Source organism: Dechloromonas sp. ZS-1, assembly GCF_039649255.1.
In the GTDB taxonomy this organism is placed as follows: domain Bacteria; phylum Pseudomonadota; class Gammaproteobacteria; order Burkholderiales; family Rhodocyclaceae; genus Azonexus.
Map to the genome: position 1 here is coordinate 410,658 of NZ_JBDIYD010000001.1, position 26,278 is coordinate 436,935.

General features: G+C 62.9%; 30 protein-coding genes. 10 read left to right on the plus strand and 20 right to left on the minus strand.

The annotated features are described in order from the left end of the window. Positions 1-42: 42 nt before the first annotated feature. From AACO21_RS02025 to AACO21_RS02050, 6 genes are read right to left on the minus strand one after another with little or no spacing between them, the layout of a single operon-like run. Positions 43-1,029: a septal ring lytic transglycosylase RlpA family protein gene (locus AACO21_RS02025; RefSeq protein WP_346190808.1), complete on the minus strand. Its 987-nt coding sequence runs from the start codon at positions 1,027-1,029 to the stop codon at positions 43-45. Next, complete coding sequence (gene rodA / locus AACO21_RS02030; RefSeq protein ID WP_346190809.1) at positions 1,026-2,138, minus strand: rod shape-determining protein RodA; 1,113 nt, start codon at positions 2,136-2,138, stop codon at positions 1,026-1,028. Before rodA ends, AACO21_RS02025 begins: the two co-directional genes overlap by 4 nt. Beyond that, positions 2,135-4,042, minus strand: a complete 1,908-nt coding sequence (mrdA, locus tag AACO21_RS02035; protein WP_346190810.1) for a penicillin-binding protein 2 — start codon at positions 4,040-4,042, stop codon at positions 2,135-2,137. Before mrdA ends, rodA begins: the two co-directional genes overlap by 4 nt. A gap of 15 nt (positions 4,043-4,057) precedes the next feature. Next, positions 4,058-4,579, minus strand: a complete 522-nt coding sequence (gene mreD, locus AACO21_RS02040) for a rod shape-determining protein MreD (RefSeq protein ID WP_346190811.1) — start codon at positions 4,577-4,579, stop codon at positions 4,058-4,060. Beyond that, positions 4,579-5,508 carry a rod shape-determining protein MreC gene (gene mreC, locus AACO21_RS02045; protein ID WP_346190812.1) on the minus strand — a complete coding sequence of 310 codons (930 nt, stop codon included), beginning with the start codon at positions 5,506-5,508 and terminating at the stop codon, positions 4,579-4,581. The genes mreD and mreC overlap by 1 nt, the downstream gene beginning before the upstream one ends. Positions 5,509-5,538: 30 nt before the next feature. Then, positions 5,539-6,582, minus strand: coding sequence for a rod shape-determining protein (locus AACO21_RS02050; RefSeq protein ID WP_346190813.1), 1,044 nt, complete (start codon positions 6,580-6,582; stop codon positions 5,539-5,541). A gap of 118 nt (positions 6,583-6,700) precedes the next feature. Between AACO21_RS02050 and gatC the strand changes: the two genes are divergently transcribed. The 4 genes from gatC to gatB are packed head-to-tail and all read left to right on the plus strand — an operon-like array spanning position 6,701 to position 10,439. Beyond that, positions 6,701-6,988, plus strand: coding sequence for an Asp-tRNA(Asn)/Glu-tRNA(Gln) amidotransferase subunit GatC (gene gatC / locus AACO21_RS02055; protein WP_346190814.1), 288 nt, complete (start codon positions 6,701-6,703; stop codon positions 6,986-6,988). Further along, on the plus strand, positions 6,985-8,442 hold the full coding sequence (gene gatA / locus AACO21_RS02060) for an Asp-tRNA(Asn)/Glu-tRNA(Gln) amidotransferase subunit GatA (RefSeq protein ID WP_346190815.1): 1,458 nt from the start codon (positions 6,985-6,987) through the stop codon (positions 8,440-8,442). The genes gatC and gatA overlap by 4 nt, the downstream gene beginning before the upstream one ends. After that, positions 8,442-8,975: a hypothetical protein gene (locus AACO21_RS02065; protein WP_346190816.1), complete on the plus strand. Its 534-nt coding sequence runs from the start codon at positions 8,442-8,444 to the stop codon at positions 8,973-8,975. The genes gatA and AACO21_RS02065 overlap by 1 nt, the downstream gene beginning before the upstream one ends. 12 nt (positions 8,976-8,987) lie before the next feature. Further along, positions 8,988-10,439 carry an Asp-tRNA(Asn)/Glu-tRNA(Gln) amidotransferase subunit GatB gene (gene gatB / locus AACO21_RS02070; RefSeq protein WP_346190817.1) on the plus strand — a complete coding sequence of 484 codons (1,452 nt, stop codon included), beginning with the start codon at positions 8,988-8,990 and terminating at the stop codon, positions 10,437-10,439. A gap of 30 nt (positions 10,440-10,469) precedes the next feature. On the opposite strand, the gene AACO21_RS02075 is transcribed toward gatB, so the two are convergent. Next, complete coding sequence (locus AACO21_RS02075) at positions 10,470-11,117, minus strand: hypothetical protein (RefSeq protein ID WP_346190818.1); 648 nt, start codon at positions 11,115-11,117, stop codon at positions 10,470-10,472. Beyond that, positions 11,110-11,751, minus strand: coding sequence for an orotate phosphoribosyltransferase (pyrE, locus tag AACO21_RS02080; protein WP_346190819.1), 642 nt, complete (start codon positions 11,749-11,751; stop codon positions 11,110-11,112). The genes AACO21_RS02075 and pyrE overlap by 8 nt, the downstream gene beginning before the upstream one ends. Before the next feature lie 45 nt (positions 11,752-11,796). On the opposite strand from pyrE, the gene AACO21_RS02085 reads away from it, so the two are divergent. From AACO21_RS02085 to AACO21_RS02105, 5 genes are all read left to right on the plus strand, one after another. Further along, positions 11,797-12,573 carry an exodeoxyribonuclease III gene (locus tag AACO21_RS02085; protein WP_346190820.1) on the plus strand — a complete coding sequence of 259 codons (777 nt, stop codon included), beginning with the start codon at positions 11,797-11,799 and terminating at the stop codon, positions 12,571-12,573. A gap of 90 nt (positions 12,574-12,663) precedes the next feature. Next, positions 12,664-12,978, plus strand: coding sequence for a DUF883 family protein (locus AACO21_RS02090; RefSeq protein ID WP_346190821.1), 315 nt, complete (start codon positions 12,664-12,666; stop codon positions 12,976-12,978). 12 nt (positions 12,979-12,990) lie between these two features. Then, positions 12,991-13,389 (plus strand): phage holin family protein, encoded by a 399-nt coding sequence (locus AACO21_RS02095; protein ID WP_346190822.1) that lies wholly within the window; start codon positions 12,991-12,993, stop codon positions 13,387-13,389. Further along, entirely contained in the window at positions 13,386-13,682 is a 297-nt protein-coding gene (locus AACO21_RS02100; protein ID WP_346190823.1) for a YqjK-like family protein, read from the plus strand. Before AACO21_RS02095 ends, AACO21_RS02100 begins: the two co-directional genes overlap by 4 nt. A gap of 5 nt (positions 13,683-13,687) precedes the next feature. Next, positions 13,688-13,990 (plus strand): hypothetical protein, encoded by a 303-nt coding sequence (locus AACO21_RS02105; RefSeq protein WP_346190824.1) that lies wholly within the window; start codon positions 13,688-13,690, stop codon positions 13,988-13,990. Positions 13,991-14,018: 28 nt separating this feature from the next. On the opposite strand, the gene AACO21_RS02110 is transcribed toward AACO21_RS02105, so the two are convergent. Genes AACO21_RS02110 through AACO21_RS02120 form a run of 3 tightly spaced genes read right to left on the minus strand, consistent with a single transcriptional unit; the run spans position 14,019 to position 17,016 of the window. After that, positions 14,019-15,278, minus strand: coding sequence for an AmpG family muropeptide MFS transporter (locus tag AACO21_RS02110; protein ID WP_346190825.1), 1,260 nt, complete (start codon positions 15,276-15,278; stop codon positions 14,019-14,021). Continuing rightward, complete coding sequence (metW, locus tag AACO21_RS02115; RefSeq protein ID WP_346190826.1) at positions 15,278-15,889, minus strand: methionine biosynthesis protein MetW; 612 nt, start codon at positions 15,887-15,889, stop codon at positions 15,278-15,280. Before metW ends, AACO21_RS02110 begins: the two co-directional genes overlap by 1 nt. Further along, positions 15,886-17,016, minus strand: coding sequence for a homoserine O-acetyltransferase (locus tag AACO21_RS02120; protein WP_346190827.1), 1,131 nt, complete (start codon positions 17,014-17,016; stop codon positions 15,886-15,888). The genes metW and AACO21_RS02120 overlap by 4 nt, the downstream gene beginning before the upstream one ends. 231 nt (positions 17,017-17,247) lie before the next feature. Here AACO21_RS02120 and AACO21_RS02125 point away from each other — a divergent pair, with 231 nt between their 5' ends. Beyond that, positions 17,248-17,853: a PilZ domain-containing protein gene (locus AACO21_RS02125; RefSeq protein ID WP_346190828.1), complete on the plus strand. Its 606-nt coding sequence runs from the start codon at positions 17,248-17,250 to the stop codon at positions 17,851-17,853. Here the strand turns inward: AACO21_RS02125 and AACO21_RS02130 are convergent. From AACO21_RS02130 to bluB, 9 genes are read right to left on the minus strand one after another with little or no spacing between them, the layout of a single operon-like run. After that, positions 17,850-19,958: a diguanylate cyclase gene (locus AACO21_RS02130; RefSeq protein WP_346190829.1), complete on the minus strand. Its 2,109-nt coding sequence runs from the start codon at positions 19,956-19,958 to the stop codon at positions 17,850-17,852. The two genes, AACO21_RS02125 and AACO21_RS02130, sit on opposite strands and share 4 nt — an antisense overlap. Beyond that, on the minus strand, positions 19,955-20,860 hold the full coding sequence (locus AACO21_RS02135) for an ABC transporter substrate binding protein (protein ID WP_346190830.1): 906 nt from the start codon (positions 20,858-20,860) through the stop codon (positions 19,955-19,957). The genes AACO21_RS02130 and AACO21_RS02135 overlap by 4 nt, the downstream gene beginning before the upstream one ends. Before the next feature lie 53 nt (positions 20,861-20,913). Next, positions 20,914-21,504: an SCO family protein gene (locus AACO21_RS02140; protein WP_346190831.1), complete on the minus strand. Its 591-nt coding sequence runs from the start codon at positions 21,502-21,504 to the stop codon at positions 20,914-20,916. 3 nt (positions 21,505-21,507) lie between these two features. Next, complete coding sequence (locus AACO21_RS02145) at positions 21,508-21,846, minus strand: hypothetical protein (RefSeq protein WP_346190832.1); 339 nt, start codon at positions 21,844-21,846, stop codon at positions 21,508-21,510. Positions 21,847-21,902: 56 nt separating this feature from the next. Beyond that, the gene (locus tag AACO21_RS02150) at positions 21,903-22,694 is read right to left on the minus strand and encodes a cobalamin-binding protein (RefSeq protein WP_346190833.1); all 792 of its coding nucleotides are present in this window, start codon (positions 22,692-22,694) and stop codon (positions 21,903-21,905) included. Between the two features lie 6 nt (positions 22,695-22,700). Then, on the minus strand, positions 22,701-23,591 hold the full coding sequence (locus AACO21_RS02155) for a cobalamin-binding protein (protein WP_346190834.1): 891 nt from the start codon (positions 23,589-23,591) through the stop codon (positions 22,701-22,703). Then, positions 23,588-24,580 carry a threonine-phosphate decarboxylase CobD gene (gene cobD / locus AACO21_RS02160; protein WP_346190835.1) on the minus strand — a complete coding sequence of 331 codons (993 nt, stop codon included), beginning with the start codon at positions 24,578-24,580 and terminating at the stop codon, positions 23,588-23,590. Before cobD ends, AACO21_RS02155 begins: the two co-directional genes overlap by 4 nt. Then, positions 24,573-25,514, minus strand: a complete 942-nt coding sequence (gene cbiB, locus AACO21_RS02165; protein WP_346190836.1) for an adenosylcobinamide-phosphate synthase CbiB — start codon at positions 25,512-25,514, stop codon at positions 24,573-24,575. Before cbiB ends, cobD begins: the two co-directional genes overlap by 8 nt. Further along, positions 25,511-26,266, minus strand: coding sequence for a 5,6-dimethylbenzimidazole synthase (gene bluB, locus AACO21_RS02170; protein WP_346190837.1), 756 nt, complete (start codon positions 26,264-26,266; stop codon positions 25,511-25,513). Before bluB ends, cbiB begins: the two co-directional genes overlap by 4 nt. Positions 26,267-26,278 lie beyond the last annotated feature (12 nt).

Here is a 26,278-nt window from a genome sequence, read left to right on the forward strand (position 1 = left end):
CTCAAACAGGCCATTGATCCTTGTCAAAGGCCGGGAGGGCGCTTAACGAATGACGAAAGTGGGTTTGTAGCCGAGTGCGTTGCGAATCCGGTCGGCGATCTTTTCTGCGTCCGGGCGGGAGGCGTAAGGCCCCAGTTGCAGACGGTGGATGCCGCCTGCGGACTGAATGCGCATGGGTTCGCTCAGCCAGTCCAGTTCGCGGCTCAGGTGGTTGCGCAGATTTTCCGCATTGTCGGCGTTGCCGAATGCGCCCAATTGCAGATAGACGCCTTTGGGCAGCACGGTTTCGCTGGTCGAGCCGGACAACAGGGTTTGCACCGGGGCTTCTTCGCGTGCCAGGCGCTGGGCCAGCGCCACGCCATTTTCCCGTTCGACCGGCTTGGTAACCTGGGCATAGGTGGTCCCGGCCGGTTCGCCGGGCAGAATCGCTTCGACTTCGACCATGCCGCTGCCGCCATCGATCAGCCCGAGCTTGTAGGCGGCCGTGTAGGACAGGTCGATGACCCGGTCGGCATGGAAGGGGCCGCGGTCGGTGACGCGTACGATGACCGACTTGCCGGACTGCACCTGCGTGACACGGACGTAGGAGGGCAGGGCCAGGGTCGGATGGGCGGCCGTCATGGCGAACATGTCGTAGGGTTCGCCGATCGAGGTCTTCTGGCCGTGGAATTTCTTGCCGTACCAACTGGCGATGCCGCGTGCCTTGTAGGGCTTGAGGCTGGTGTTCGGGACGTACTCCTTGCCGAGCACCACATAGGGCCGGGTGGCCGGCTTGTGCAGCGGCTCCCATTTCGGTTCGGCATCCGGCACGTCGTCCAGCCCGTCGGGAATCTCCTCACCCGGGCCATCATCCTTGTAAAAGCCCCCGCCCCGCTTGAGCACGACGCCCGGCTTGCGGGTCGGTGTTTTGGAAACGGGCCCTTTTTTGGGGTCGACCGTCGGGGTGCTGCTTTCCCGGACCGGTTCATGCGTCGTGCCGCACGCGGCGAGGAGCAGGGCGAGCAGGCCGGAGAGGAAGCTGTATTTCATTTCTTGACCAGCATCCGATGGGTATGGATGGACATCAGCATGCCAATCCCGAGGAAGAGCGTGACCAGCGCGGTACCGCCGTAGCTCATGAAGGGCAGGGGGACGCCGACCACCGGCAGAATGCCGCTCACCATGCCCATGTTGATGAAGGCATAGGTGAAGAAGCCGAGCGTGATGGCGCCCGCCAAGAGGCGCGAGAACAGGGTCGAGGCGGCGGAGGCGATCATCAGGCCACGCCCGATGAGCAGCGTGTACAGCACGACGAGCAGGGTGTTGCCGAGCAGCCCCCATTCCTCCGAATACACGGCGAAGATGAAGTCGGTGTGCTTCTCGGGAATGAACTCAAGGTGGGTCTGGGTACCGTTGAGATAGCCCTTGCCGACCGCGCCGCCGGAGCCGATCGCGATGGTGGCCTGGATGATGTGATAGCCGGAGCCCAGCGGGTCGGTGGTGGGATCGAGCAGGGTCAGGATGCGCTTCTTCTGGTAATCGTGCAGCATGGTCCAGAGGAAGGGCGCAGCGGAGACGCCCGCCGCAATCATCCCGATGATGACTTTCCAGGGCAGGCCGGCAAAGAAGATCACGAAGAAACCGGCACCGCCGATCAGGAGTGCAGTGCCCAGGTCGGGCTGCTTGGCCACGAGGCCGAAGGGGACCAGGAGCAGCAGGGCTGCAATCGCGTAATGCTTGGCCCGCAACGTGGCCTCGTATTTCTGGAAATACCAGGCCAGCATCAGCGGCATGGCGATTTTCATGATCTCGGAGGGCTGAATGCGGGTGAAGCCGATGGAGAGCCAGCGCCGCGCCCCATTGACCTTCACCCCGAAGAGAAAGACCGCCACCAGCAGCACCAGGCCCAAGACATACAGCGGGATGGCGAAATTCATCAATTTTTGTGGCGGAATGCGGGAAACAAGCCACATGATGAGCAGGGCGACCCCCATATTGCTGGCTTGGGAGAGCATGCGGTGGGTACTGTCGATGGTGGCCGAATTCACCGTGAGCAGGCCCAGGCCCATGATGGCCAGGGTGATGAGGAGCAGGGGGAAATCGATGTGCGCAATGGCGTTTTGCCAGCCACGGCGAACGGTGGCAACGTAATCGATCATTCTCCGTCGTCCTCCACGGCGGCATCATCCTCGTTGGCAGCGCCCTTCGGCAATTTGCCGAGCAAGTAATAGTCGAGCACCATCCGCGCAATCGGGGCGGCGGACTGAGCCCCGAAACCGCCATTTTCCACCAGCACGGCCAGTGCGATCTTGGGCTTGTCCATCGGGGCGTAGGCGATATAGAGCGCGTGATCGCGCAGGTTTTTCTTGATCGCGGATTCCTTGTATTGGCTGCCCTTGAGCGAGAAGACCTGAGCTGTCCCGGTCTTGCCGCCCACGGTGTACTCGGCGCCGGCAAAGGCGCGGGCGCCCGTCCCTTCCTTATTCACGCCGATCATCGCGCGGTGGATGACCTCGAGATTTTTCTGTTTCCAGCCCAGATCGCGCAGCGGTTGAGGTTCGACCGGACGTTTTTCACCCGAGCGGGTATCCACGATATTGCGTACGAGGTGCGGGCGGAACATCACCCCGTTATTGGCCAGCGTGGCCGTGGCCGAGGCAAGCTGAATCGGGGTGTAGGCGTTGTAACCCTGTCCGATCCCGATGGAGATGGTTTCGCCGGCATACCATTTTTGCTGTTCAGGCCGCTTGAAACGCTGCTTCTTCCATTCGGGCGAGGGCAGGACACCCCGGGATTCCCCCGAATCATCCTTGCCGAGATCGATGCCGGTCTTGCTGCCGAAGCCGATGCTGCCCATGAATTTGGAAATCATGTCGATCCCCATGTCGTTGGCCAGCATGTAGTAGTAGGTATCGCAGGAATGGACGATGGATTTGTACATATCCACCATGCCATGCCCGCCCTTCTTGTCATCGCGGAACTGATGGTTGCCGAAGTTGAAGTAGCCCGGATCGGCGATGGCCTGGCCGGGCGTACGCTTGCCGAGTTCAAGTGCGCCGAGGGCCATGAAGGGTTTGAAGGTGGAGCCGGGCGGATAGGCGCCGTTGATCGTGCGGTTGATCATCGGCTTGTCCGGATGTTCGTTCAGCTCTTTCCAGTTGTCCGGCGTGATGCCGTCTACAAACAGGTTGGGATCGTAGGTGGGCGTGGACACCAGTGCGAGGATACCGCCGGTTTCCGGTTCGATTGCCACCAGGGCGCCCTTGCGGTCGCCAAAGGCCTTTTCGGTGATTTCCTGGAGTTTGGCATCCAGTGTCAGTTGCAGGTTGTTGCCGGATACCGGCGGAATGCGCTTGAGGCTGCGCAGCGCCCGACCACCCGCATCGATTTCGACCTGTTCGTAGCCGGTGATGCCGTGGAGTTCGAATTCGTAATGCTGTTCGAGGCCGGTTTTGCCAATGTGATCGGTGCCCTTGTAGTTGGCAGTTTTCTCGGCATCCTCGATCCATTTGAGGTCGCGGTCCGTGATGCGGCCGATATAGCCGATGGCGTGGGAGGCCACGTGGCCGAGCGGGTACTGGCGGAACAGACGCGCTTTCACCTCAACGCCCGGAAAGCGGTAGCGCTGGGCGGCAAAGCGGGCGACTTCCTCATCGCTGAGACGAGTGCGGATCGGAATCGACTCGAAGTTCTTGGCCTCGTCGAGCAGGCGCTTGAAGCGTTTGCGATCCTTCGGCAGGATTTCGATGACCTCGCTCAGGGCGCTGATCGTCTCATCGAGATTGCCGGCCTGGGAGGGCGTGATTTCCAGCGTGAAGGCGGAGTAGTTACGGGCCAGCACCACGCCGTTGCGATCCGTGATGACCCCCCGGTTCGGTACGATGGGGATCAGTGCAATGCGGTTGTCTTCGGCGCGGGTCCGGTAAAAATCGTGCTGGATGACCTGCAGCCAGATAAAGCGGCCCAGCAGCACCGCGAAGCAGAGGAGCACGAAAACGGCGGCGAAGCCGAGCCGGAATCGGAAACGGTCGGTATCGGCTTCGGGATTGTGAAAACTGCTCACGTCGTTGCCCTGGCGTTAAATCGGTCGGTCAGGATCCTGCTCGACCGGCTGGTACTGCGGCAGGAGCAGAATGAACGTGGCGGGAATCCAGAGCAGGGCGGCGATGAACGGGCCGATGAAATAACTCCAGCCCGGGAAATCGGAGCCGACTGCCATACGCATCAGGGCCTGAATCACCTGGGTGCCCAGCAGCAGCGGCAGGACCTGCAAGGCCTGCTGTGCCAGCGGGAACCAGAGCAGCCGCCGGGACAATGAGGTGGAGGCGTAGGCAAGCAGCACATAAGCGAAGCCATGCTGACCCAGTACCGCGCCATCGGCCACGTCCATCAGGATGCCCAGAATGAAGGCCCAACCCATGCCGACGCGGCGGAATTCACGCACGCTCCAGAAACAGAGCACGAGGGCGACCCAGTCCGGCATGCCGGGCCAATGTGAGGTCGGCAGGAAATTGACGAGGGCGGCGGCCAGCAGGCTGAAGAAAATGAACCAGGGCCGGACTGGCAGCAGGATGCGCGAAGAGGAAAAAGTCGGTTGCATCAGTTTCCTTTGACGGCGCGTTTTTTCTTGATACGTTGGTTGCCGTCGGCACCGCCGCGGCTACCGGACTCCGGCGGACGCTCGGGCAAGGGCGGCCGGGCGTCGAGCACCATGACCTCGCCGAAGTTTTCGACGCCCGCGACCGGCGCACAGAAAATCCGGGCGAAGGAGTAGGCGCTGTCGCGCTCGATGTTGATTACCTTGGCGACCGGGAAGCCGGGCAGATACACGCCATCCAGCCCGGAGGTCACAAGCAGGTCGCCGACCTCGACATCGGCGTTGGCCGGCATGTAGCGCAGTTCCAGCTGGCCGTTGCCCAGGCCGAACACCACGGAGCGTTGACCGTTACGGACGATCTGGACCGGAACGGCCTGGTCCTTGTCGGTGATCAGCGTGATTTCCGAAGAAAACGGGAAGACGCGGGTCACCTGGCCGACCACGCCCGATTCGTCGATGGCCGGCTGGCCGGCAACGATGTTGGCCTGCTGTCCCTTGTCGACAATGACCTTGCGCGAGAAGGGATCGCGGGCCGTGTAGAGAATCTGGGCAACCTGGCCTTTGGCCTTTTCGCGTTCCTTCACGGACAGCAGTTTGCGCAGACGCTCGTTCTCGGCTTCCAACTGGGCCAGGCGCTGCAGATCGGGCGCCGTGGTCAGCTTGGCATGGCGCAGCTCGTCGTTCTCCTTGGAGAGGCTGCGCATGCCTTCAAGGTACTGGTCCGCGTAGTCGACCAGGCTGCCCGGTGTCTGGGCGATGCGCTGTACCGGATCGACGAACAGGGCGACGCTCTGGCGCAACAATTCCAGACTCTGGAAGCGCAGGTCGACGACAAAAATCGCCAGCGAGAGGGCGATGTAGAAAGTCAGAAGGGCCAGCGGTGCTGGCCCTCGCTTGAAGAACGGTGGGGGTGCGTGATCGATGCCGGGCATCGCTCAACTCCGTTTCGATGCGGTCGACGCTTAATCCGAGGCGAAAATGCTGCCCAGCTTGTCCATCTTGTCCAGTGCCATGCCGCAGCCACGGGCCACGCAGGTCAGCGGCTCGTCGGCAACGATCACCGGCAGGCCGGTTTCTTCCATGAGCAGGCGGTCGAGGTCGCGCAACAGGGCACCACCACCGGTCAGGACCATGCCCTTTTCGGCGATGTCGGCACCGAGTTCCGGCGGGGTCTTTTCTAGCGCGGACTTCACGGCGGACACGATCTGGTTCAGCGGATCGGTCAGGGCTTCCAGGATTTCGTTGGAGGAAATCGTGAACTTGCGCGGGATGCCTTCGGCCTTGTTGATGCCGGAAACTTCCATCTCCTTGACTTCGGCGCCCGGGAAGGCAGAACCGATGGTCTTCTTGATGTTTTCCGCCGTGTTCTCACCAATCATCATGCCGTAGTTGCGGCTGATGTAATTGATGATGGCTTCGTCCAGCTTGTCGCCGCCGACGCGCACGGAGCCGGCATAGACCATGCCGCCGAGCGAGATGACGCCAACTTCGGTCGTGCCGCCGCCGATATCGACGACCATGGAGCCGGTTGCTTCGGCGACCGGCAGGCCGGCACCGATCGCAGCAGCCATCGGTTCCTCGATCAGGTACACCTGGCTGGCGCCGGCACCGAGTGCGGATTCGCGGATGGCGCGGCGTTCGACCTGGGTCGAGCCGGACGGAACGCAGATGATGATGCGCGGGCTCGGGCTGAACAGCTTCGAGTCATGCACCTTCTTGATGAACTGCTTGAGCATCTGCTCGGTGACGGTGAAGTCGGCGATCACGCCGTCCTTCATCGGGCGGATGACGGTAATCGTGCCGGGTGCCTTGCCAAGCATCTCCTTGGCTTCCTTACCGACGGCCTGAATGGTTTTTTTGGCGTTGGGGCCGCCTTCGACGCGAATGGCGACGACGGACGGCTCGTCGAGGACGATGCCCTGGGAGCGTGCATAGATCAGCGTGTTGGCCGTACCAAGGTCAATGGCGAGATCGTTCGAAAAATATTTGCTGAGGAAGCCGAACATCAGTGTGTGTCTCCGCGTTGGGGGTGCGGTAGGGAAAACTTTTATGATACCTTATAACGCTTTCCATTTTAAGACTTTGTGCACCGCAATAAAAGTCTTTACAAAGCCTTCAGAGACCATGTCGCTCACGTTAGAACAGGTACAGCGCATTGCCCATCTTGCGCGCATCGAGGTCAGCGAAGCCGAGGCCCGCACGACCCAGTCCCACCTGAACGGTATTTTCCAGCTGATCGAGCAGATGCAGGCGGTCGACACGACCGGCATCGAGCCGATGGCCCACGCTCAGGACCTTTCCCAGCGACTGCGTGAAGACGCGGTCAGCGAGACCGATCGCCGGGCCGCCTATCAGGCGGTTGCACCGGAAACCGAAGCCGGTCTGTTCCTCGTTCCGAAGGTGATCGAATGATTGAAAAAAGCCTGAAGGAGCTTGGTCAGTCGCTGGCCAGCAAGGAAATTTCAGCGGTCGAACTGGCTACCCTGTATCTGGATCGCATCGAGCGCCTGAACCCGGAAATCAATGCTTTTGTCACGGTCGACCGTCAGAAGACCCTGGCCATGGCCGCCGAGGCGGATGCCCGTCTGGCAGCCGGTACGGCCGGCCCGCTGACCGGGATTCCGGTTGCTCAGAAGGACATCTTCTGCGCCGAAGGCTGGCGTACGACCTGTGGCTCCAAGATGCTGGCCGATTTCGTTGCGCCCTACGATGCGACGGTGATCGACAAGCTGCATCGTCAGGCCGGCATGGTCTCGCTCGGCAAGACCAACATGGATGAATTCGCGATGGGTTCGTCCAACGAAAATTCCTACTTCGGTGCGGTGAAGAATCCGTGGGATACCTCCCGCGTGCCGGGCGGCTCTTCGGGCGGCTCGGCCGCCGCCGTCGCTGCGCGCATGGCGCCGATCGCCACGGGAACGGATACCGGCGGCTCGATTCGCCAGCCGGCCGGCCTGTGCAACCTGACCGGCCTGAAGCCGACCTACGGTGTGGTGTCGCGCTACGGCATGATCGCTTATGCCTCGTCGCTCGACCAGGGCGGCCCGATGGGTGTCTCCGCCGAGGATTGCGCGCTGCTGCTCAATGCAATGGCCGGTTTCGACGAGCGTGATTCGACCTCGCTCGATCGTCCGCGCGAAGATTACGCCCGCGACCTTGACCTGCCGCTGGCCGGCCTGAAAATCGGCCTGCCCAAGGAGTTCTTCGGTGAGGGCTGCGATGCCAAGGTGATGGCTGCCGTGCAGGCGGCCATCGACGAATACCGCAAGCTGGGCGCGACCACGGTCGAGATTTCCCTGCCCAACACGCATCTGGCCATCCCCGCCTACTACGTGATCGCCCCGGCGGAAGCCAGTTCCAACCTGTCGCGCTACGACGGTGTGCGTTACGGCTATCGGGCGCCGGAATACGGCAACCTCGACGACATGTACATGAAGACCCGTGCCCAGGGCTTCGGCGAGGAAGTGAAGCGCCGCATCCTGATCGGCGCCTATGTCCTGTCGCATGGTTATTACGATGCCTACTACCTGCAGGCACAGCGTATCCGCCGCCTGATCGCCAACGACTTCGTCGAGGCCTTCAAGCAGTGCGACGTGATCCTCGGCCCGACCTCGCCGACCACGGCCTTCCGCATCAGTGAAAAGTCGGCCGATCCGGTTCAGATGTACTTGTCGGACATCTACACCATTTCCCTCAACCTGGCCGGTTTGCCGGGGATGTCGGTGCCGTGCGGTTTTGCCGACGGCTTGCCGGTCGGTTTGCAGCTGATCGGCAATTACTTCGGCGAAGCCCGCCTGCTGAATGTGGCGCACCGCTACCAGCAAGTCACCGGCTGGCATCGCCAGTTGCCGGCAGGGATCGCCTGATGTTTCGGCGCGCGCTGACGCTGCTGCCTGTCGTTTTCCTGGCCGCCTGTGCCCAGGTCGACACGCAGCCGGCGTCGGATGCGCCGGAAATCGCTGCCGAAACGCCGTCGACCGTCGAGGAGTCCCCCAAGTTTAAAAACTCGACCCTCAAATATCTGGCGGGCCGCAATCTGAAGCCGCAGCCGACACGTCCTCTGAACGTCAAATCCAAGTGCTCCAGTCGTGATGCCATCGGGACGCAGACGCGCCTTGATCTGCTGGTCAAGGAAGCGGTGGTCAAGAACTTCGATGCGCAGGTGACGATGAAGGGGCACGGTACCTGCCGCTTTAACCTGAACCAGTTCGATCAGGCCGAGAAGCTGCCGCAGGCCCTGTTGCGCCACAAGACCGAGAAGGACTGCACGGTGCGCATGTGGGAGCAGGGCAGTACCGTGACGGTCGCCTTCAACAACTGCCAGAAGTCCTGCGATGGTCAGGCTTTCGATTATCTTTGGCCCGTCGTCGTCGATGCACGCAGCGGGCGCTGTCATTAAACGGATGAAACCATGAGTCAATGGGAAGTTGTCATCGGGATTGAAACGCACGCCCAGCTTGCGACCGTTTCCAAGATTTTTTCCGGCGCTTCGACCGCCTTCGGCGCCGAAGCCAATACCCAGGCCTGCGCGGTGGATCTCGCCTTGCCGGGCGTCCTGCCGGTGCTCAACAAGAAGGCCGTCGAATGCGCCATCCGCTTCGGTCTGGCCATCGGGGCCCATGTCGCGCCGAAGTCGATCTTCGCGCGCAAGAATTACTTCTACCCGGATCTGCCCAAGGGCTACCAGATCAGCCAGTTCGAGCTGCCGGTGGTGCAGGGCGGCACGATCACGGTACAGGTCGGGAGTGGCGAGAAGGCCTACGAAAAGACCATCAACCTGACCCGCGCCCACCTCGAAGAGGACGCCGGCAAATCCCTGCACGAAGATTTTCACGGTAAATCCGGGATCGATCTCAACCGTGCCGGCACGCCGCTGCTCGAGATCGTGACCGAGCCGGACATGCGTTCCTCCGATGAGGCCGTGGCCTACGCCAAGGCCCTGCACGCCCTCGTGCAGTGGATCGGCATCTGCGACGGCAACATGCAGGAAGGCTCCTTCCGTTGCGACGCCAACGTGTCCGTGCGTCGTCCGGGGGCACCCTTCGGTACCCGCCGCGAGATCAAGAACCTCAACTCCTTCCGTTTCCTGAAGGAAGCCATCGACTACGAAGTCCAGTGGCAGATCAACGAAATCGAGGAAGGCCGTTCTATCCAGCAGGCCACCGTGCTGTTCGATCCGGACACCGGCGAGACGCGCACCATGCGGACCAAGGAAGATGCGCACGATTACCGCTACTTCCCGGATCCCGACCTGCTCCCGCTGGTCATCGGCGCCGACTGGATCGCCCGCGTGCAGGGCGAGTTGCCGGAACTGCCGGGCCAGAAGCGCGAACGTTTCATGCGCGATCTGGGCCTCTCCGCCTACGATGCCAACACCCTGACGGCGAGCCAGGAAATGGCCGATTTTTACGAGTCGACCGTCGCCGTGGCCGGCGCGGCCAACGCCAAGCCTTGCGCCAACTGGGTCATGGTCGATCTGGCGGCGCGCCTCAACAAGGATGGCAAGGAACTGGCCGAATCGCCGGTCTCCGCACAGCAGTTGGGCGGCCTGATCCAGCGGATTGCCGATAACACCATCTCGAACAACATCGCCAAGAAGGTCTTCGAGGCATTGTGGAACGGCGAAGGTGCCTCGGCAGATGAAGTGATCGAGAAGCAGGGGCTGAAGCAGATCACCGATACCGGTGCCATCGAAAAACTGGTCGATGAGGTGCTTGCCGCCAATCCGGGCAACGTGGCGGAATTCAAGGCCGGCAAGGAAAAGGCGTTCAACGCCCTGGTCGGTCAGGTGATGAAGGCCGCCAAGGGGAAAGCCAACCCACAGCAGGTCAATGACCTGCTGAAGCAGAAACTGGCCGGCTAATACAAAAAAGGCGTCCTGCGGGGCGCCTTTTTAACGTGGGCTGTTGCCGTTCGGCGAGCGGCGATTGGCCGGGTTGCTGACCAGTTCCAGAAAACGCTTGCGGTCGGTGTCGTACTTGATCTTGATCTGCTCAAGCTCGCGTTGCTTGACGTCGATCAGTTCGCTTTCGACCTTCACCTCGTGGTTGACCGCCCGCAAGGCCTTGTCGAGGTCGGCCGGCAAGGTCTTTTTCTTGTAGAACTCGGCTTCGGCCATCAGCTTCTGCTGTTGTTTGCGGGCAGCTGCAATCCGTGACTGGGCAGCCTGCAAGGTAAAACGGACGTCGTCCTCTGCCTTTTTCTGGGAGAGCTCGATGTCGGCCAGCGTGGCGTAGGTGTCGAGCAGGGCCTGGTCCTTGCGACGTTGTTCCCGCTTGTGCTCGTCTGCCTGCTTTTGCAGGGTTTCCTCGCGGGCCCGCTCGATCTTCTGTTCCGCAGTCAGCGGCGCAGCCACTTCCTTGACCACATTGCCGGCGCTGTCGAGGACGCGGTAAGCACGCCCCCGGCAGGCATCGGGCAGCGTGTCGGCGCAGATGCGCCGGCCACTCGTGGCCTCCTGGCAGCAATAGGACTCCCCGCCCGCCTGAGCACCCAGTGCAAGCAGCAGCAACAGGAGGGGGGAAAGCCGGCGATCAGGCATCGACGCCGTACTGCTCGCGATAACGACCGACGGCGTCGCGATGCGCAGCCAGGGTCTCGTTGTTGGCCAGGAAGGTCATCAGATCCTTGAGACCGGCCACAGCAATGACCGGAATACCGTAATCGCGCTGTACTTCCTGGACGGCGGACAACTCACCCTGGCCGCGTTCCTGGCGGTCGAGGGCAATCAGGACGCCGGCCGGCGTGGCGCCCGCGGCACGGATCAGTTCAACGGATTCGCGCACGGACGTACCGGCCGAGATGACGTCATCGACAATCAGGACACGGCCGGTCAGCGGGGCGCCAACGATATTGCCGCCTTCGCCATGGTCTTTTGCTTCCTTGCGGTTGAAGGCAAACGGGTAGTTCTTGCCGTCACGGGCCAGGGCGATGGAGATGGCTGCCACCAGCGGAATGCCCTTATAGGCCGGGCCAAACAGCATGTCGAAGCCGAGACCGCTGGTCTGGGCAGCTTTCGCGTAGAATTCGGCGAGCCGACCCAGCGAATTGCCGTCGTTGAACAAGCCGGCGTTGAAGAAATAGGGCGACAGGCGGCCTGCCTTGGTTTTGAATTCGCCGAAGCGGAGCACGTTGCAGCCGACGGCAAATTCGATGAAGTCCTGACGAAAATCCATGTTCAATCCAAGTATCGCGGTCGATTAAAGACCACACAGGCTCAAATGTTACGCATCATCTCCCTGAATCTCAATGGTATTCGTTCCGCATGGAACAAGAATGTGGCCCCCTGGCTGGCTGCACAGTCCGCTGACGTGGTGTGTTTTCAGGAATTGAAGGCGCAACTGCCTGACCTTTCCGAGGCCATGCTCAAGCCAGAAGGCATGCATGCCTTCTACCACTGTGCTGAAAAGAAGGGCTACAGCGGCGTGGGGATCTGGAGTCGCGCAGAACCGGATCGCGTCATCGAGGGCTTTGATGGCGGCGAGTTTGATGCCGAGGGGCGTTATCTCCGGGCAGATTTTGGCGATCTCTCCGTGATCAGCTTGTATCTGCCCTCCGGATCGTCCTCACCGGAGCGCCAGGAAGCAAAGTTCCGTTTCCTGGATGTCTTCCTGCCGCACATGGCGGCCTTGCGCGCGGAAGGCAGGGAGATCGTGCTCTGCGGCGACTGGAATATCGCACACCAGAACATCGATCTGAAGAACTGGAAAGGAAACCAGAAAAACTCCGGTTTCCTGCCTGAGGAGCGGGCCTGGCTGTCGCGCCTCTTTGACGAGCAGGGTTGGGTCGATGTCTATCGCGCGCTGTATCCGACAGCAGGCGAGGAAGCCTATACCTGGTGGAGCAACCGGGGGCAGGCCTGGGCCAAGAATGTGGGGTGGCGCATCGACTACCAGATTGCCACGCCCGGGATCGCCGCGACGGCCCAGGCCGCTTCGGTCTACAAAGATGCGCGTTTTTCCGACCATGCGCCGCTGATCATCGACTACGCCCGTTAAGCAGTGCATCCCGTATGAATTGATTTCGGGTCGCCCTCGGGATACCCTTTCACCATTACCGTCCACAACTCACTCATGAAGAGGTTGAATATGTCCGAACAACTGTCCGTCGCCAACAAGGAAAAACTGGTCTCCGATCTGAAGGTGGTCGTTGCTGACGCCGAGGAAATCCTGCGTGCGACCGCCGGTGCCGCCGGTGACAAGGTCGGTGAGCTGCGCGAACGCATTACCATCCGTCTGCGCGATGCCAAGGAGCGTCTGCAGGATGCCGAAGCCGCGCTGCTCGACAAGACCAAGGCGGCCGCCCGTGCCACCGATGATTTCGTGCACGAGCAGCCGTGGAAGGCTGTGGGTGTCGCTGCCGCCCTGGGCCTGGCGCTGGGCGTGCTGATCGGTCGCCGTTAAGCGATGGCAGACATGCCGGGAAGCGATGCAGCGCCACGCGGGCTGTTCGCTTCCCTGAAGCAGACGATCGCGACCCTGGTCGCGATCGGCAAGACGCGGGCGGAGCTCCTGATCACCGAGATCGAGGAGGAGAAGCTGCGTCTGATGTCGCTCTGGTCGAAAGCGATCGGCGCGGCATTCATGCTGGCGATCGGCGTGGTCCTGCTCGTCTTCTGGCTGGCGCTCGCTTTCTGGGAACAGCGCGTTCTGGTATTCGGCCTGGCTTCTCTGCTCTTCATTGGCGGTGGCCTTTGGCTGGTGGCCTCGTTGAAAGCGCAGGCGCGTCGTCCGAGCAAGCTCTTTCATGCCAGCCTGGCTGAGTTGGAGCAGGATATTGCCGAACTTCGGCGTCAGGCCGGGAAGGCCGAATGAACAACGCTCGAGCGCTGGAACTGGCGCGTCGCCATGGCGAACTGAAGGCGCGTATCGATCAGCAGCGCCGCACGTTGGCCGCCCAGACGCAGCCTGTTGCACAGGCCTTGGCGCGCGGTGATGCCGCCCTGCGTGGTGTAGACTGGTTGAAGCACCATCCCGCTGCGATTGGCGCTGCCGTCGCAGCGGCGGTGGTGCTCAAACCCAAACGTGCCTGGACCTGGGGCCGCCGCGCTTTTGTCGTCTGGCGTGGCTGGCAGTCGTTGAAAAATCGACTCTCTCCATCAGGTTGACCGTCGTGGCTGAAACGAACCGTTTGAGCCTGCCGGCTTGGTGGCAGCAACTGCTGTCCTCGCAACGCCGTGAAGTCCAGCGTGTCCTGAGCGAGATTCTCTCAACCCGGGGCATGCTGCCCCTGCTCATGAAGGCACGCAACGGCGGACAGTGGACGCCTGAAGAAAAGGCGCTGCTGCTCGCGCACCTGCGGCGCATGGCGCATCTATCTCCTTACCTGATTGCATTGCTCTTGCCGGGCTCGGTCCTGATTCTGCCGATGTACGCCTGGTGGCTGGATCGCCGTCGTAACCGCCGGGCTGACTAGCCCGGTGCGGCCCCGCGTGCGCGGGCACTCAGGATTGTTTGGTATCGTCGGCGTGCCAGGGTGCAACCTTGAGCAGCAGGAGCATGCCCGGAATGCCCAGTATCGCGCAGAGCCAGAAGAAATTGAGCCAACCCATCGATTCCACCAGCCAGCCGGCTGAGGCGTTGATGAAGGTGCGCGGGACGGCGGCCAGGCTGGTGAATAGGGCCATCTGCGTTGCCGTGTAGGCGGGGTGCGTGGCGCGGGCGATAAAGGCGACGAAGGCCGCCGTGCCGAGTCCGACCCCCAACGCTTCCAGCCCGATCACGAAGGCCAGGGCCAGACGGGCCGCGGTGTCGATGAGATCGAAGTGACCCTGCGCCGCCAGCCAGGCAAAACCAAAAATCGATACCAGCTGGACGACACCGAACAGCCAGAGCGCCCGGTTAATGCCGAGCTTGACCATCCACAAGCCGCCCAGCAGGGCGCCGACAACGGCGGGCCAGAGGCCGGCATGTTTGGCGATCAGGCCGATATCGGTCTTGGTGAACCCCATGTCGAGGTAGAACGGGGTAGCCAGTGCCGTGCACAGGCTGTCCCCGAGCTTGTACAGGAAAATGAAGGCCAAGACCGTGGTTGCGCCCCGCCAGCCCTGACGGCCGATGAACTCCTGAAAGGGTTCGGTGACGGCCTGCCGCAGGGTTTTCGGCATGCCTTTGACGCTGGGTTCCTGAACGCGCCAGGCCATCAGCATGCCGGGAATCATGAAGGCACCGGTGATCCAGAAAACCTGATCCCAAGGCAGACGATCCGCCAGAATCAGCGAGAGCGAGCCGGGAATCAGGCCGGCGATCCGGTAAGCATTCACATGCACGGCATTGCCGAGGCCGAGTTCCTCGTCCTTCAGAATTTCACGCCGGAAGGCGTCGACCGCGATGTCCTGCGTGGCGGAGAGAAAGGCAAGCAATGCAGCCAGCCAGAGGATCGGCCAGATATTGGCTTTGGGATCGAGACCGCCCAGCAGACCGATGGTGAGCAGCAGGCCCAACTGGGTCAGGAGCATCCAGCCGCGCCGTCTGCCGCAGCCCGGCAGGGCGTAACGATCGAGCAGGGGGGCCCAGAGGAATTTCCAGGTGTAGGGAAACTGGATCAGGGCAAAAAAGCCGATCGTCTTCAGATCGACGCCTTCGCTGCGCAGCCAGGCCGGTAGCAGATTGAGCAGCAGATAAAGCGGCAGGCCGGACGAAAACCCCGTGAAGATGCAGATCAGCATCTTCCGGGTGAGCAATGCTGCGAGCCAGGCCGGCATCAGCGTGCCTGGGTCAGGCGATAGACGGCGAGGCTGCCGAGGAAGTTGATTTCCTTGTCATCCTGAGCGTTGACCGTCGCACCCTGCTCGTCGAGAACGCGGCGCTCCTTGATGGTCAGGCCCATCTGCGTGCACAGGGCGTCGAAATCGAGAATGGTGAAGAAACGCACATTGGGCGAGTCATACCACTGGTAGGGCAGGTCTTCGGAGACCGGCATGCGCCCGTCGAGCACGGCACGCAGGTTTTTCCAGTAGGCGAAGTTGGGGAAGGAGACGACCGCTTCGCGACCGACGCGCAACATCTCGCGCAGGATGCCTTCGGTGTGGCGAACCGTTTGCAGGGTGCGCGACAGCACGACATGGTCGAAGGACTGATCGGCAAATTCGTCCAACCCTTTTTCCAGATTCCCCTGCAGGACATTCACGCCATTGCGGATGGCGGCGACGATGTTCGCATCTTCAATTTCAACGCCGACACCACGTACGCCGCGTGTTTCCTGAAGGTGCTTGAGCAGGCTGCCATCGCCGCAGCCAAGGTCGAGTACGCGATGGCCGGGTTCGATCCAGCCGGCGATGACGTCGAAGTCCGGGCGTCCGAGCGTGTGCGTCATAGCGTGATGTTCCGCAGGTAGGCATCGACGATGCCGTGGTAGTGGGCATCTTCCATCAGGAAGGAGTCGTGGCCGAAATTGAGGTCGATTTCGGCATAAGAGACATTGCGGCCGTTGGCCAGCAGGGCGCTGACGATCTCCTTCGAGCGGGCCGGTGAAAAACGCCAGTCGGTGGTGAAGGAAGCGATCAGGAAACCGGTTTTCGGGTCGGTGCGGCCCAGTGCCTTGGTCAGGTCACCGCCATCGAGACGGGCCGGATCAAAGTAGTCCAGTGCCTTGGTCATCAACAGGTAGGTGTTGGCATCGAAATAGCCGGCGAATTTGTCACCCTGATAGCGCAGGTAGGATTCGACCTCGAATTCGACGTCGTAGTCGAAGGAGAAGGAACTGTTGCGTAATTCCCGGCCGAATTTTTCGCCCATCTGGTCGTCCGAGAGATAGGTAATGTGGCCCAGCATGCGGGCCAGGCGCAGGCCGCGTACCGGGCGAACACCGTGTTCGTAGTAATTGCCGCCGTGGAATTCCGGGTCGGTCAGGATGGCCTGGCGGGCGACATCATTGAAAGCGATGTTTTGTGCGGTCAGCTTGGGAGCAGAGGCGATGATGATCGCGTTGCGGACGCGTTGCGGCTGGCTGATCGTCCAGCGCAGGGCCTGCATGCCGCCCAGGCTCCCCCCCATCACGGCGGCCCATTGGTCGATGCCGAGACGATCGGCCAGTCGGGCCTGGGCTTCCACCCAGTCGCTGACGGCGACCATCGGGAAATCCGCGCCCCAGGGTTTGCCGGTGGCCGGATTGACCGAGGACGGGCCGGTCGAGCCGTGGCAGCCACCCAGATTGTTCAGGCCGACGATGAAGAAACGGTCGGTATCCAGCGGTCGACCGGGGCCGACGATGTTGTCCCACCAGCCGATGTTATTCGGGGCATCGGCGTAATGGCCGGCCACGTGGTGGTGGCCGGAGAGGGCGTGACAAACGAGGATGGCGTTGGATTTCGCAGCGTTGAGCGTGCCGTAGGTCTCGTAGACGAGGTCGTAGGCAGGCAGAACGCCGCCGCTGCGCAAATGCAGCGGTTCGCTGAAATGGGCGCATTGTGCGGTGACGGCGCCAACAGAATGTCCTGGCATGCTGGTCCCAAAAAAACAAAACCCAGTTGGCTAGAAACGCGAACTGGGCGGTTCCCGTTTTAGCGGCATTTCTAAGGCGCCCGCAATCTGAGTTCAAATCGGCGCCGCCGGCACCCTGCCGACGTGGTGAACGTTACCCGAGCCGGTACTTTAAAGTCAATGAATCTTGTCTGGGTTGGCGGTTCAAACGATGGGGATGGCTGTGATAAGGTGCGTGTGAACGCTTCTTTCATGCATTTTGAGGTTCCCTTGGCTGAATTCACGCTCGAACAACGACGCCATCAGCGCGTCCGCTTTGGCCACCCGCCCCCGATCATGCTGGGTTCGGCGGGCTGGTTCGGTGAGGCCAATATCGAGAACCTTTCCTTATCCGGCCTGATGATTCGCTGTACGCAGCCGGTGACGATCGGCCAGATTCTGGGCTGTGAATTTTCGGTTGCGGGTGCCCCCTTAGTCGATTTGCCGATTCAGGTCGTGAGCCGCCTGGGAGATGTCTTTGGTGCACGGTTCATGGCCGGGCCGTTGAGCCAGATCCTGATCGAAGAAACCTTGTTGGCCGTGATGGAAAACGGACTGGCCTCCCTGCTGACGGTGCATGACCGCGGTGGGCAGAAGGTGATGCGCATTCTCGGGGGCTTGAATGCCGCTTTGCATAACGATTTCATGCATGCCCTGACGCGCATGGCCGTGGTCGAAATTGACCTGGCCGGGGTATCGCGGGTGGATGCAGCAGGGCTTACCTTGTGTCGTCTGGCGTTACAGCAGGGCGTGACGCTGGGGGCGCAGTCGCCGGTCTTCACGGCGGCCTGGCTGCAGGACCAGGCCAGCCGCGCTTAAGCGCCCGATTGTGCGCCACCGTGGCGCATGACAACCCCTTCTACCCAGGCGTCAAACGGTTCTTCCGGCCCGACGGCGCGGCCTTCTGCGTAATGGGTGCCCAGTATGGTGAGTTCAGGGAGCGCTTGCCGATCGTCGATCTGAGCGGCGATGGTCAGAATCTTGTGATCGGTGGCAATTTCCTGAATGGCCCGTAGCAGGGCAGTCGAGGTCGGGTTGGTGCTAATGTCCCGGGTCAGGCTGTGACTGAGCTTGACCCAGGTCGGCGCCAAGGCGCGTAGTTGGGTAATCGAAGCCAGGCTGCCGCCAAAGTTTTCCAGGCCAACGTGACAACCCAGCGTCCGCAACTGCCTGACAAAATCGAGAAACTGGGCACTCTGGTTGACCAGCACGTCTTCGTCGAACATCAGGCAGAGCCCATCGCCTGTCAGGTCGTGCTCACGGAAAAATTCGCCCAGTTGTGTGAGCACGTCGGGTTCCTTGAGCAGGCTGGCCGACACGGGCACCAGACAGTGTAGCGGGCGTTCGGCGTGGCGGCAGCGCAGCAGGGCCTGCAGGGCGGTATCCAGCAGGAAGCGGTTGATGCGTGGCGACAGCCCTTCGCGTTCGGCACTTTCTTTCAGCGCGCTCAGGGCAATCGGCGGTTGGCCGGGCTCTTGCAGGCGGCCGGTGAGTTCGACGCAGTGCGCGGGGTGCGAGGTCTCCGGATTGAGCGCAAGCATCGGCGCCGCTTCGATTTGCAGGCGCTGTTCGGCCAGCGCGAGGCTGATGCGCGTTGTCCAGTCACTGCCTGCCTTGCGACGCTCTGCCGGTTGATAGGCTTCCCGCTCGCAAACCTGGTTGCGTCCCATTTCCTTGGCGTCGTAACAGGCTGCATCCGCTGCCGCCAGGAGATCGGCAATTTTGCGTGTCTGGCTGCTGATGGTGGTCAGGCCGATACTGGCACCGATCGAAAAGACCTTGTCCTGCCAGATGAAACGATAGGCACCGGCCAGGGCGCACAGATCATCGGCAACCTGCCTTGCCCGGATACCGGTGCAGTTGCTGAGAATGACCCCGAATTCGTCGCCGCCCAATCGCCCCAGGATGTCGTCGTCGCGCAGCCGGCCATTGAAGAGTTGGGCGATCTGACGCAAGAGTTCGTCACCGGCAAGGTGGCCGCAGGTGTCGTTTACCGGCTTGAAACGATCCAGATCGATGAAGAGCAGGCTGCACGGGTCGCTGCCGGCCTGTACGCTGACCAGGCAGCGTTCCAGACGAGCCTCGAATTCACGGCGGTTGAGCAGGCCGGTCAAGGCATCGTGACGGGCCTGGAAAGCCAGTTGTGCCGTGGCTTCCTCGATCCGGGTTTGCAGCGACAGGTGGGCCTCTTCAATGTGGGCCGCCATGATGTTGAAGCCCTGTTCCAATCGTCCGATTTCGGCCTGGGATACTTCAGGCACGCGTGCCGAGAGATCGCTCTGCGCCATCTTGTCGACCGCAGCCACGAGACGGTGGATGGGGCGGGCCAGATTGTCGGCCAGCGCAATCGTGATGGCGGCGATGAGCAGGAGGCCGACGATGACGATCATCAAACCACGCAGCAGCAGCGCCTGCTGACGGCGGATGAGCTCTTCCTTGTCCAGTTCGATGAAGACCTGGCCAATGGTCTCGTTGCGCGTTTCCCCGCTCAGCGCGACGTCGAACAGGGGATCGGTGTCGTTCAGGGAGCGATAGACCGGCGCCCCAAAACCGATCCAGTGCTCGCGTTCGTCGACCAGCCCGGGGTGCTGGAGGGGCTGGCGCAGGGTGTCGCTGGACAGCGAGACACGACCGCTGACGGCAATGACCCGTCCCTTCTGATTGACGATGACGGCGGCCTTGACGCCGGACTCCTGGACGATGGCTTGGGCGAGGCTGTAAAGGGTGTCGGTTTGCCCGGCGATGATGCCGTACTCGCTGATCTGGGCGAGATAACGGACCGAGGACAAGGCTTTGTTGCGCAGTTCACCTTCCAGGGTTCGAATGCCCTGGAAGGTGAAATACGAGACCAGCGTGATCGCAATCAGCGCGCTGGGCAGGAGCGAGAGCAACAACAGTCGCTGGCGCAGATTGAGTCGGGTCATTTGGGCTCCCGTTCGGAGAGCAGGGCGCGCCGGAGGGAGGCCTCATCGGAAAGCTTGAGGTCGAGCGACTGGGCGACGGTGCTGTTCAGCGAGATGGAAAAGAGTGTGGGTGACCCCGGGGGCGGGAGTGCGCTGCCCGGTTGCTGCAGGATGTCCGCAGTCTGGCGGGCGATCTGGGCGGGTGTGGAGTAGAGCGCAGCCAGCGCACCGGCACTGACAAAGGCGGCAGAGAAGGCGACGAGCGGGCGCTGGTGACGGTAAGTCGTCATCAGGATGGGTTTGATGTTGTCGCGTCGGTAGATGGCCGTATCCGGCAGGGCCAGGAGGACCTGGACCTTGGGGAGCAGTGTGCCCAGTGCGGGCATCAAACTGCGTTCGCCATCGGTTTCTTCAATGTCGAGACTGAGGTTGGCCGTACTCAGCGCACGCTGCAGTGCGGTTTGCTGGTTCCGTGTCTCGGGACTGAGCAGGACGCCGATGCGGCGGTGATCCGGGAGCAGATGGCGCAGGAAGCTGGCTTGCCGGACCAGTGGCTGATCGAGCCAGATGGCCGAGAGGCGCCGCGGGAGCTTGCCGGCAAACTCAGCGCTCAGGCGTTCAAAGGACTGGCGGGGGAGCAAGGTGGCCAGAACGGGCTGGCTGGGGTTCTGGGCCAGCACGGTACGGAGCGCCTGGGCGCCGGCCGCGATGATCAGGTCGGCTTGTGGACGCGGGGCATCGGCGCTGCCGGCGACATGGCTGACGGTCAGGCGCCAGCGGCTGTCGGCCAGGGTGTCGCGCAGGGTGCTTTCGAATTCAGCGTAGGGCGCGCTGTTGTCGCTGAGGAGCAGCCATGCCTGTTCGCTGCGCGCCGGTAAGGCGAACAGGGCGAGCAGGAAAAAAAGGCGAAGGGCGGCCCACATCCGCGGACTATAGCGTCCAGATCATGGGGATGCAAACTGAATGACGGTGGCCTTCAGCGCTCGGGCAGGAGGTCCTTCAGGCTTGTCAGGATATCGTCGGTGGGTGTGCCGAAGGCATATTTGCGCAGCACGCGCCCGTCAGGGCCCAGCAGCGTCATCCCGGCGGAGTGGTCGACGGCATAGGGACCGTTGCCGGGGTTGACCACGCGGGCGTAGCGGATGCGGAAATTGTCCGCGACGCGTCGAATCAGTTGGGGCGACCCGGTCAGGCCGAGAATGCGTGCGTCGAAGAATTCGGTATAGGTCTTCAGCACTTTGCCGGTATCGCGTTCAGGATCGACCGTGATGAAAATGGCCTGCAGTTTGCCGGCACGGGGACCCAGTGACTTCAGGAGGCTGGCCATTTCGACCAGGGTGGTCGGGCAGACATCGGGGCAGAAGGTGTAGCCGAAGGCGATGAGCTGGAAACGCCCGCGAAAATCCTCGTTGCTGACCGGTCGACCGTAGGGATCCTGCAGCAGATAGCGTGGAATGATCTCATCGCGCCCCTGTTCGCGCAGCAATTCGAGACTGTGCTCTGCCTGGGCATGGGCCAGCGCGGCCATGAAGAGACCGGCCAGGAGGCAGAGCAGGTGTCGCAACACGGCTTAGCGGGACGGCTGGGCGAGTTGGTGTTCGGCGTGTTCCAGACGCTTTGCCAGGGTGGCGGCATCCGGGCAGGCCTTGCCCTGACCTTGGGCCAGGAAGGCGGCGTTGGTCGCGGCTTCGAAGCGCTCGCCGTTCTCGCGGGTCTTGGCCACGCCGGTTTGTACGGCGTTGCGGGCGCGGCTGGCCAGGGCGGGTTGCTGGCAGGCCAGCGCAATGCCATTGATGCTGCCGAGTTCGCTCAGGGCCTCCGCCGTGTCGGCGTGGGCCGGGGCGCTGCTCAGGCCGATGCAGAGGGCGGCGAGGGGAAGGGAAAAAAGGGCAAGGCCGGTGCGGGTCATGAGACGCTCCTGTGTGGGAGAACTAGGGTACGACCTCGAGCGGCCTGGCGGCTTTTTCAAAAATCAAAAATTTCGAGCAATTTCGGCAGACCTTCGCTGATCGCCACCGGCCCGGGGGTTAGGATGACGGCCGACTTGATTTCGTGCATGCGCCCGCTGTTGACCGCCGGGATCCCTTCCCAGCCCGGCCGGGCGGCCACGCGTTCCGGCCGGAAGTGCTTGCCGCACCACGAGCCGATGATGACATCCGGTGCGGCCGCGATGACGTCTTCCGGGGTGGGGCGGCGATCCTTGGCGAGCGGCGAGCGGGCTTGCTCGGCAAAGACATCTTCGCCGCCGGCAATCTCGATCAGCTCGGAGGCCCAGCGGATGCCGGAAATCAGCGGCTCGTCCCATTCCTCGAAATAGACACGGGGGCGGCGGCCGGTGCGGGCAATGCGGGCAGCGGCCTGGGCGCGGGTGGCCTCGATCTGTGCTTCCAGTTCAGCCACCAGGGCGCAGGCCTTGGCTTCGGCGCCGACCAGGCGGCCCACGGTCTCGATCATGGCCAGGATGTCCTCGACGCTGCGCATGTTGAGTGCGTAGACCGGCACGCCAGCTTTGATCAGGTCGCGCGAAATCTCGCTTTGCAGGTCCGAGAAGGTGAGGACCAGATCGGGCTCGACCGCGAGAATCTTGTCGATATCGCCGGTCGTGAAGGCGAAGACCTTGGGTTTTTCCTTGCGCGCTTCGGGCGGACGGACGGTATAGCCGGAGATGCCGACAATGCGGTCCTGTTCGCCCAGGGCGTAGAGGACTTCGACGGTTTCGGTGGTCAGGCAGACGATGCGTTGGGGCAGACGGGACATGGCGGCTTATTTTTGTGGACGACGGCTGCGTGCGACATCGAGATGGGCGCAGAGTTTCTCGGCGCCATCGAGAATGCGTGGCGTGTGGCGCTGCATGATGTCCGGGTTGATGTGGAACAGGTTGCCCCGTTTGACGGCGGTCATGCGCGTCCATTTGTCCCAGTCGGATAGCCATTCCGGTCGGGCATCGCCCATGCCGGTGGCGATGATGGCTTCCGGATCGGTTTCCAGCACGGCTTCGACGCTGACTGTCGGCGCCATCTGCTTGAGTTGCCCGAAGACATTGTCGCCGCCGCACAGACGGATGGCATCGCTGATGATCTGCGGGCCGCCCACCGTCATCAGCGGGGTTTTCCAGATCTGGTAGAAGACCCGCACCTTGGGTTTGTGGGCGTTGGCGGCGCGCAGGCTCTCCAGGCGCTTGCGGAACGTGTCGGCGGCCTGCTGGGCGATACGCTCGCTGCCGGCGAGCTGCCCCAGTTTTTCGAGCTGGCTCGCCACTTCTTCCATGCGGTTCGGTTGGGAGACGTGGACCGTCAGCCCCAGGGCTTTCAGCTTTTCGATCTGCGGCATGTTGTTGCCGCTTTGCCAGGCCAGGACGAGATCGGGCTTGAGCGCGGCGACGGCCTCCAGATCAACGCGGGAATAGCCGCCGACACGCGGCACCTTCTTCGCTTCCGGCGGATAGTCGCTGTAATCGACGGTGCCGACCAGGCGCTCCCCGCCGCCGGCCGCATAGAGGCTTTCCGCGATGTGCGGCGCGAGGGCAACGATGCGCCGGGCCGGTTCCTTGAGGCGCACGGTGGCGCCGGTATCGTCCTTGATCACAACCTCGGCACGGGCGGAGATACTGGATAGGAGGGCGACGGTCAACGTCGCCAGCAGGGGCAATTTCATGTCGGGCTCCAGGCGGAGAGGGCCTCGGTCAGGCGTTGCCAGCCGGCTTCGTTGGCAGGCAGGCCAAAGCGCAAGAGCGGTGATTGGTCGAAACGGCGGGTCAGGATGCCGTGTTGGGCCAGATGTTCGTGCAAGGCCGCGGGGTCGTTCAGGGTCAGCGTGGCAAACAGGGGCGTCGCCTTGACCTCGCCCAAGGGGGCGAGCAGGGTCTGCAGTCGGGCGCCTTCAGCACACAGGCGCGGGCGCATGGCGGCTTGCCAGTCGGTGTCGAGCAGGGCCAGGCGGGCGGCGGCACGGGCCGGGCCGGAGACCGTCCACGGGCCCATCGCCGCCTGCATGCGTTCGCGCAGGGCGGCTGGGCCGAAGAAAAAGCCGACGCGCAGGCCGGCCAGGCCGAAGAATTTGCCGAGCGAACGCAGCACGATCAGATTCGGGGCCGCGTCGGTGCCGGCCAGCGCGGTGATGCTGTCTTCCGGCGTGGCATCGATGAAGGCCTCGTCGACGATCAGCCAGCCGCCCCGCTTGTGGAGTTGTGCGGCGGCATCGAGGACGACCGCCTGCGGATGCCGGTCGGCGCTGGGATTGTTCGGGTTGCAGCACAGCACATAGGGGGTGGCGGCGGTGAGGGCGCGCGGCAAGAGGGCATTCTGCAGAAAGCGCACCTTGTGGCCGGCGCGCTGCCAGGCGTGCGGGTGTTCGGCGTAGAGCGGTGCGATGCAGGCCACGGCGGCGCGGGGCAGGAGCGCGGGCAGCCACTGGATGGCGGCCTGCGAGCCGGCCACGACCAGACTGTTGGGATTGCCGTAATAGGCCGCGGCGGCGGCTTCCAGGCCATCATCGTCTTCCGGCAGGCGTTGCCAGACTTCGGGGGGCAGCGGCGGGACGGGCCAGCCATGCGGATTGATCCCGGTCGACAGGTCGATCCAGTCGGCCAGCGGACGGTGGTAACGGGCAGCGGCGGCGCGCAGGCGCCCTCCGTGTTCAAGCATGCAGCACCTCGGAGAGCAGGGCGATCAGGGCAAAGGTGGCGAGCCAGAGCCAGAGGCTGTGGCGGATCAGGCGGATGGCACGGGCCAGGTCACCGGCGACGGGGGCTGGGCCGGCGCCGAGCGGCGGGCGGATTTCTTCCTGGCCGTGATAGATGGCGGCCCCCCCCAGTTGCACGCCCAGGCTGCCCGCGCCGGCCGCCATGACCGGGCCGGCATTGGGGCTTTCCCAGACACCGGCCTGGGTGCGCCAGCAGCGCAAGGCGAGGCGGGTCTGGCCGAGCAGGGCATAGGTCAAGGCCGTGAGGCGGGCGGGGAGCCAGTTGAGCAGATCGTCGAAGCGGGCGGCAAAGCGGCCGAACAGGTTGTAGCGTTCGGTACGGTAGCCCCACATCGCATCCAGGGTGTTGGCGAGGCGGAAGAGCAGGGCGCCCGGCCCGCCCAGCAAGGCGAACCAGAACAGGGTGCCGAAGATGGCATCGTTGCCGTTTTCCAGCACCGATTCCATGCCGGCCTTGGCGACGCCGGAGGCATCGAGTTGGGCGGTGTCGCGCGAGACCATCCAGCCGACGCGCTGGCGGGCCTGTTCGAGGTCGCCGCTGGCCAGGGGGCGGGCGACGGCCTCGGCATGTTCGCCCAGGCTTTGCGCGCCGAGGGCGAAGTAAAGCAGGCCGATGTCCAGCAGCAGCCGTCCGGGTGGCGACAGGGTGTCATGCAGCCAGTAGGCAGCGCCGACCCAGGGCAGCACGCCAAGGCTCCAGGCGAGGATGCCCAGGCTGATCCGGCGCTGGTTGAGGCGGCGCTCGAGCGCCCCGGCCAGATTGCCAAAGCCGACCAGCGGATGCCAGCGCTGCGGCTCACCCAACAGGCGGTCGATGAGCACGGCGGTCAGTGCCGCCAGCGGGAGCGCCCAGGCGCCGGTCAACAGGTCGGTCATGCCGGAAATTCGCCGCGATCCTGAATGCCGGCCTGCATTTCGGCCAGACGGGTGGTCAGCGGATCGGCCTGGCCTGCATCGCCGGCGCCCCACTGGTCGTAATAGAGGAGATCGGTGATCGGCAGGCGGGGCAGCCAGCCGGCGGTTTCCAGCTCGGGCTTGTCCTTGAAATGGCTGACATAGCCGATGCACAGATAGGCGATCGGCACGATGTGCTCGGGGATGCCCAGCGCCGCCTGCAGCGCCGATTCGTGGAAGATGCTCACCCAGCCGACGCCCAGCCCTTCGGCGCGGGCGGCGAGCCAGAGGTTTTGCACGGCACAGACGCTGGAATACAGGTCCATGGTCGGCATGTGCGTGCGCCCCAGGACGAGGGGGCCGGTGCGCGTGCGGTCGCAGGTGATGCAGAGGTTGATCGGCGCATCCAGGATGCCTTGCAGTTTCAGCTGGCTGTAAAGTGTCCGCTTGTCATCCGGGAACATCCTGGCCGCTTCGTCGTTGGCCGTGCGAAATGCGTCATGTACCCGTTGCTTCACCTGCGGTGAGCGGACCACCAGAAAATTCCAGGGCTGCATGAAGCCGACCGAGGGCGCGTGATGCGCCGCCATCAGAATGCGGCTGAAAACCTCGTCGGGCACGGCGGTGGGCTGAAATTGCGCGCGCACATCGCGACGGCTGAAAATGGCGTGGTAGACCGCTGCCCGTTCGGCATCGGTAAAGGCGTGCGCGCTGGGCGCATTCGGGTTTTCCATGGATTCCCCTTC

What these genes read in the sequence shown, in the direction of transcription:
- AACO21_RS02025 (WP_346190808.1), bottom strand. Translation starts at nt 1,029, where the DNA reads ATGAAATACAGCTTCCTCTCCGGCCTGCTCGCCCTGCTCCTCGCCGCG.
- rodA (WP_346190809.1), bottom strand. Translation starts at nt 2,138, where the DNA reads ATGATCGATTACGTTGCCACCGTTCGCCGTGGCTGGCAAAACGCCATT.
- mreD (WP_346190811.1), bottom strand. Translation starts at nt 4,579, where the DNA reads ATGCAACCGACTTTTTCCTCTTCGCGCATCCTGCTGCCAGTCCGGCCC.
- mreC (WP_346190812.1), bottom strand. Translation starts at nt 5,508, where the DNA reads ATGCCCGGCATCGATCACGCACCCCCACCGTTCTTCAAGCGAGGGCCA.
- AACO21_RS02050 (WP_346190813.1), bottom strand. Translation starts at nt 6,582, where the DNA reads ATGTTCGGCTTCCTCAGCAAATATTTTTCGAACGATCTCGCCATTGAC.
- gatC (WP_346190814.1), top strand. Translation starts at nt 6,701, where the DNA reads ATGTCGCTCACGTTAGAACAGGTACAGCGCATTGCCCATCTTGCGCGC.
- gatA (WP_346190815.1), top strand. Translation starts at nt 6,985, where the DNA reads ATGATTGAAAAAAGCCTGAAGGAGCTTGGTCAGTCGCTGGCCAGCAAG.
- AACO21_RS02065 (WP_346190816.1), top strand. Translation starts at nt 8,442, where the DNA reads ATGTTTCGGCGCGCGCTGACGCTGCTGCCTGTCGTTTTCCTGGCCGCC.
- gatB (WP_346190817.1), top strand. Translation starts at nt 8,988, where the DNA reads ATGAGTCAATGGGAAGTTGTCATCGGGATTGAAACGCACGCCCAGCTT.
- AACO21_RS02075 (WP_346190818.1), bottom strand. Translation starts at nt 11,117, where the DNA reads ATGCCTGATCGCCGGCTTTCCCCCCTCCTGTTGCTGCTGCTTGCACTG.
- pyrE (WP_346190819.1), bottom strand. Translation starts at nt 11,751, where the DNA reads ATGGATTTTCGTCAGGACTTCATCGAATTTGCCGTCGGCTGCAACGTG.
- AACO21_RS02085 (WP_346190820.1), top strand. Translation starts at nt 11,797, where the DNA reads ATGTTACGCATCATCTCCCTGAATCTCAATGGTATTCGTTCCGCATGG.
- AACO21_RS02090 (WP_346190821.1), top strand. Translation starts at nt 12,664, where the DNA reads ATGTCCGAACAACTGTCCGTCGCCAACAAGGAAAAACTGGTCTCCGAT.
- AACO21_RS02095 (WP_346190822.1), top strand. Translation starts at nt 12,991, where the DNA reads ATGCCGGGAAGCGATGCAGCGCCACGCGGGCTGTTCGCTTCCCTGAAG.
- AACO21_RS02100 (WP_346190823.1), top strand. Translation starts at nt 13,386, where the DNA reads ATGAACAACGCTCGAGCGCTGGAACTGGCGCGTCGCCATGGCGAACTG.
- AACO21_RS02110 (WP_346190825.1), bottom strand. Translation starts at nt 15,278, where the DNA reads ATGCCGGCCTGGCTCGCAGCATTGCTCACCCGGAAGATGCTGATCTGC.
- metW (WP_346190826.1), bottom strand. Translation starts at nt 15,889, where the DNA reads ATGACGCACACGCTCGGACGCCCGGACTTCGACGTCATCGCCGGCTGG.
- AACO21_RS02120 (WP_346190827.1), bottom strand. Translation starts at nt 17,016, where the DNA reads ATGCCAGGACATTCTGTTGGCGCCGTCACCGCACAATGCGCCCATTTC.
- AACO21_RS02125 (WP_346190828.1), top strand. Translation starts at nt 17,248, where the DNA reads ATGCATTTTGAGGTTCCCTTGGCTGAATTCACGCTCGAACAACGACGC.
- AACO21_RS02130 (WP_346190829.1), bottom strand. Translation starts at nt 19,958, where the DNA reads ATGACCCGACTCAATCTGCGCCAGCGACTGTTGTTGCTCTCGCTCCTG.
- AACO21_RS02135 (WP_346190830.1), bottom strand. Translation starts at nt 20,860, where the DNA reads ATGTGGGCCGCCCTTCGCCTTTTTTTCCTGCTCGCCCTGTTCGCCTTA.
- AACO21_RS02145 (WP_346190832.1), bottom strand. Translation starts at nt 21,846, where the DNA reads ATGACCCGCACCGGCCTTGCCCTTTTTTCCCTTCCCCTCGCCGCCCTC.
- AACO21_RS02150 (WP_346190833.1), bottom strand. Translation starts at nt 22,694, where the DNA reads ATGTCCCGTCTGCCCCAACGCATCGTCTGCCTGACCACCGAAACCGTC.
- AACO21_RS02155 (WP_346190834.1), bottom strand. Translation starts at nt 23,591, where the DNA reads ATGAAATTGCCCCTGCTGGCGACGTTGACCGTCGCCCTCCTATCCAGT.
- cobD (WP_346190835.1), bottom strand. Translation starts at nt 24,580, where the DNA reads ATGCTTGAACACGGAGGGCGCCTGCGCGCCGCCGCTGCCCGTTACCAC.
- cbiB (WP_346190836.1), bottom strand. Translation starts at nt 25,514, where the DNA reads ATGACCGACCTGTTGACCGGCGCCTGGGCGCTCCCGCTGGCGGCACTG.
- bluB (WP_346190837.1), bottom strand. Translation starts at nt 26,266, where the DNA reads ATGGAAAACCCGAATGCGCCCAGCGCGCACGCCTTTACCGATGCCGAA.